Raw genomic sequence first — 547 nt, 5'->3', positions numbered from 1 at the left:
AAAGGCATCATTAGTGTTCACGAGCATCGAAGCCAGCGACAAATAACCATAACGATGAGGATTGACTGTGATGGTGACTTCGTCCGATGAGCCCGGCAGCAGCAAACCGTTACCAGAGACACCTTGGTAGACGTTGTCGTCACTGTTCATCAGAGCAATCAGCTCGGCATTGCTGCCACCCTCGGCTAAGTGTTCTAACTCAACCGACGCACTTTGACCAATTTCGAATAGCTGAAAATTGCTATTGTGAGTCAGCACCGCCAGCGGAGACATCGGTTGATTCGCCGTTAAGTTCTCGACATTCACCGTATATCGGTATGACTTCGCGACATCATTATCGTCATCATTCGGACAACCAGCGAGCACTCCGACAGAGGCCGCTACCAGTAAGATTTTGTATTTCATACCTCCTCCTTACTTCACAACAATTGTGATGGTTGCAACTGGGTTTAACCAACGATGATGACTGCTATCGAGATCACTCTTGCCACCAGCCGGATCGCTGTCACCCAAATTACCCGGATGAATGTGAACCTTGTCGTTGCTC

Annotated in this window: 1 protein-coding gene and 1 pseudogene; both read right to left on the bottom strand. The window is 48.8% G+C overall.

Annotation, left to right across the window (positions count from 1 at the left end):
* On the bottom strand, positions 1–405 hold a 405-nt coding region (locus R7R78_RS24290), incomplete at its 3' end, for a spondin domain-containing protein (protein ID WP_225474396.1).
* 9 nt (positions 406–414) lie between these two features.
* A pseudogene (locus tag R7R78_RS24285) lies at positions 415–547 on the bottom strand (hypothetical protein); the annotation flags it as partial.

It is taken from the genome of Vibrio sp. 2134-1 (assembly GCF_033339495.1).
This window is presented reverse-complemented; position numbering and strand designations above follow the sequence as displayed.